This is a genomic window from Aestuariivirga sp., from assembly GCF_037139295.1.
Lineage (GTDB): Bacteria > Pseudomonadota > Alphaproteobacteria > Rhizobiales > Aestuariivirgaceae > Aestuariivirga.
On the sequence record NZ_JBAXGR010000180.1, the window covers coordinates 1 to 3972 of the forward strand.

A 3972-nucleotide genomic window follows, 5' to 3' on the forward strand; every position below is an offset into this window, starting at 1 on the left:
TGATTGGCAGCACCCAACATATAGTAGGTGTATGCGTTAACCGGATAGGCACGGATCTTTACCTTGCGTCTGGGGATGCAGCGGAGCCCCCCTGACATGGTCCATGCCCTTCTTCTCAAGCCAGTCTGCCAAGTCACCGGCGATGTAGCTCGAGCCGTTGTCGCTCAACAGCCGAGGCCCTGGTTCGCCAGCTGCATGCTGGCGAGTTCATGGCGGGCGCCCACAATGTCGTGCTCATCGGCGGACCGGGCACGGGCAAGACCCATATCGCCACCGCCCTCGGCGTCCAGCCCTCGATGCCGATAATGATTAGCACCGCGAAATCCACCTTGCTGCAATTGACGACCGAGGGCATGGCATCGCCCGGCGCTACGGGGAAGAGCTCGGCGGGAACGGCCGCAGGTATGCACGCCTTCCCGGCGGCATTCGGCCTGTAGCGCGCCGAGCGGCAGCGGAGGTGGGTAACGTCATAGACGGTGGCGCCGCCGCTCAGGCTCCACGCTTGCGCGCCCGAAGCATCCTTCGGTGCGACGGTCAACACCGCTTGCGCGGCACGGTTGCCCGTCACCAGATAGCGACCAGGCGGCAGACCTAAGGTCGGCGCTTCCATGATGAGGCCGTGTTCCTCCAGCCACCAGTCTCCGGCATCAAACGACCAGTTGGCCGGCGCCGTGCCGCCCGCTGCAACCAGCGCCTCGTAGTTCCGCAGCCGCACGCCGCGCGGGCCCGGATCGAGCGTCCACAGCCCCCAGGCTTCAGCTCCGGTGCCGCTGGTAGCCGTCGGCGCCGCCAATGCCGCGATGAACTGCGTGGGGATGGGCTTGAACCCACTTTCAGCATAGGTGGGGCGCGGTACCGCAGCGGCCAAAAGGACCATGAGCAGCGCGCCCAGAAGCAGGCGGCGGATTCGGATGTCTCGGGTCATCGGCGGTCTCCGTCTGGGGTGGGTGATATTGCAAAAGGTGTTAGTGTTCTTGTTACGTACGCTAGCGGGCGGCGGATGATATCGGGTGGATGGCAACGTCCGATCCCCTAACGGCCAGCCCCCGAACCTCAGAGTCCATCCCAGAAGATTGGCTTCATGGATAGACCGCACGACATCAAAACCAGATGCGCCAGATCCTCTCTCCGATCACGCGCCCAAAGATCTCAATTTATCTGACGACGGACAGCCAATGAATTGGCGGCGCAGGACGATGATTTCCGCTTGCAGAGCAGACCGCGAATGGGAGAAATCTACAATCGCGCTCCAGACCAGCCGGAAAATGTCTACCATCGCAAGAAAGCATCGCCCCACATCAGCCCTTTGGTGAGTCAAATTCGATTTGCGGTAGGCGTAGCAGGCAGCCTCCCCACCAAGACGACGAACGGGGAGGCATGCGCGACAGGCGAAGTCAGCCCTTGGGCCGGTTACGGATCATGAAGGCGTCGAAGGTCAACTCGGCCACCTGGTTCCACAGATTGGCATCGTTGCGGAACGCCACCTGATTGTCATAAATCTTCTTGAAGTCAGGGTTCTCCGCCGACAGCTTCGCATAGAGTTCATTAGCCGCTGCGAAGGCCTTAGTCATCATATCATCCGGATAGGCGCGCAGCTGCGCGCCACCCGCGATCAGCGACTTCAACGCAGTGGGATTCTTGGCGTCATACTTAGCCAACATGGACTGGTTCGCCGTCGCCGCCGCGGTCGCAACAATTGCCTGATAGCTCTTCGGCAGCTCATTCCACTTGGTGAGGTTGATCATGAAGTTTAGGGTCGGTCCGCCTTCCCAGAAACCGGGGTAATAGTAATAGGAGGCAACCTTGTTGAGGCCAAGTTTTTCGTCATCATAAGGCCCCACCCACTCGGCCGCATCGATCGCGCCGCGCTCGAGGGCCGGATAGATCTCGCCGCCTGGGATTTGCTGGGGCACGACGCCAAGCGCCTCCATCACTTTGCCGCCCATGCCACCGATGCGCATCTTGACCCCCTGAAGATCATCGAGCGACTTAATCTCCTTGCGCCACCAGCCACCCATTTGCGCGCCTGTGTTGCCGCCCGGAAAAACGTGCAGGCCCTGGGTGTGATAGAACTCGTTCATCATGTCGATGCCGCCGCCCTCATAATACCAGGCATTCACACCGCGGGCGTTGAAGCCGAAGGGAATGGCAGTGCCGAGTGCATAGGCGGCGTTCTTTCCCCAATAGTAATAGCTTGCGGTGTGGGCCATCTCCACGGTTCCCGAGGCTACCGAGTCGGCCGCCTCCGGCATGGGAACGATTTCTCCAGCGGCGAAGGTCTGAATCTGGAAGTTTCCGTCCGTGGCGTCCGACACGATCTTTATGAAATCATTCGCAGAACCGAAAATAGTGTCCAGCGTCTTGGGAAAACCGGAGGTCAACCGCCAGCTGATCTTCGGCGCTGACTGGGCAATTGCCGGGGTGGCGATGGCTGTCGCCAGTGAACCCACGGCCGCCGCTCTCAACAGATGTCGTCTCTTCATGGTTTTGTTTCTCCCTCTTTCATCTTTGGTTTTGTCTAGGCATCATTGGTTTAAATCAAGTGGAGCAATGTTCGGCATCTCGATGTGGTCGATCTGCTGCTGAACACCAGCATCATTGAGCTTTATCGTATCGGCAATCCAGTAATCGACAATTGCCGGAAATGTGATGATCAGCGCGACGAGGATGAGCTGCAGGAACATCCATGGGATCGAACCCAGATAGATGTCCCTGCTCTTGATTTCCGGTGGTGCAATGCCGCGCAGATAGAATAGTGCAAACCCGAAGGGCGGATGCATGAAGGCCGTCTGCATGTTGACGCAGAGCAGCACACCGAGCCAGATCAGGTCGATGTCAAGCGCGTGAGCCGTGGGGATGAGCAACGGAACGATGATGAACACGATCTCGAAGAAATCGAGAAAGAACGCGATGAAGAAGATGAACACATTGACGAAGATCAGGAAGCCGAGACGCCCGCCCGGAATGTGGCTGAGCATATGCTCGATCCACTTGCCGCCATTGACGCCTTGAAACACCAGGCTGAAAACCGTTGCGCCGATGAGAATGAAGAGCACCATGGTGGTGATGCGCATGGTTCCGTCCGCGGACTGCCACAGCAGTTTCCAGCTGAAGCGGCCATGGGCAGCCGCCAGCAGGATCGCGCCCATCGATCCCATGGCGCCGGCCTCGGTTGGGGATGCGATGCCGAGGAAGATCGTGCCGAGAACGAGAAAGATCAGCACCAGCGAGGGAACCATGCCCCAGGCAACCTTTGACCAGAGGGCAAGCCCCTTAAGGGTGCGTGCCTCGGGCGGAAGGGCCGGAACGCGATGCGGCTGGAAGATCGACACCAGCAGGATGAAGCCCGAGAACAGAAGCACCTGCACGATGGAGGGCCCGATTGCGCCGAGGTACATGTCGCCAACCGGCACGCCGAGCTGGAAGGCAAGCACGATCAGTACGAGCGATGGCGGAATGACCTGCGTGATGGTGCCCGAGGCGGCAATCACACCGGTGCCGATCTTCATGTCATAGCCGTACTTCATCATGATCGGGATGGAGATCATGCCGATCGCGATGACGCTGGCCGCAACCGTGCCGGTGATCGCGCCAAGAATAGCACCCACGAAGATGACTGCCTGTGCCAGCCCACCCGGCATCGAACCGAAGAGTTGGCCGAAGCCCTCCATCAGGTCCTCGGCGAGACCGGATTTCTCAAGCACCACGCCCATGAGCGTGAAGAAGGGAATGGCCAGAAGCAATTCGTTCGACATGATGCCGAACACCCGCGCCGGTAGCGCCTGCATGAATTCAACACCGAAGTAGCCCGTTTCAATCGCGATGAAGCTGAAGAACAGGCCGAGCGATGCGAGCGAGAACGCGACCGGAAACCCGATCAGCAGGAACAGGATGAGCCCAGCGAACATCGCTGGTGCAATAAGGCCGTAGTCAAGCAAGGGCGCTCTCCATGCTCACTGAAGCGGCCTCTCG

2 protein-coding genes and 2 pseudogenes are annotated in these 3972 nt (G+C 59.5%); 1 reads left to right on the top strand and 3 read right to left on the bottom strand.

All coding sequences use genetic code 11. The annotated features are described in order from the left end of the window. Positions 1-57 precede the first annotated feature (57 nt). Positions 58-177: pseudogene (locus WCJ41_RS20370) on the bottom strand (IS481 family transposase); the annotation flags it as partial. Here WCJ41_RS20370 and WCJ41_RS20375 point away from each other — a divergent pair. Further along, a pseudogene (locus WCJ41_RS20375) lies at positions 174-290 on the top strand (ATP-binding protein); the annotation flags it as partial. The pseudogenes WCJ41_RS20370 and WCJ41_RS20375 sit on opposite strands and share 4 nt — an antisense overlap. A 1104-nt stretch (positions 291-1394) precedes the next feature. Here the strand turns inward: WCJ41_RS20375 and WCJ41_RS20380 are convergent. Further along, positions 1395-2483: a TRAP transporter substrate-binding protein gene (locus WCJ41_RS20380; protein WP_336907671.1), complete on the bottom strand. Its 1089-nt coding sequence runs from the start codon at positions 2481-2483 to the stop codon at positions 1395-1397. 42 nt (positions 2484-2525) lie between these two features. Further along, the gene (locus WCJ41_RS20385; RefSeq protein WP_336907672.1) at positions 2526-3938 is read right to left on the bottom strand and encodes a TRAP transporter large permease subunit; all 1413 of its coding nucleotides are present in this window, start codon (positions 3936-3938) and stop codon (positions 2526-2528) included. Positions 3939-3972 lie beyond the last annotated feature (34 nt).

Coding starts and splice junctions, on each gene's coding strand:
- WCJ41_RS20380 (WP_336907671.1), bottom strand. CDS start 2,483: ATGAAGAGACGACATCTGTTGAGAGCGGCGGCCGTGGGTTCACTGGCG.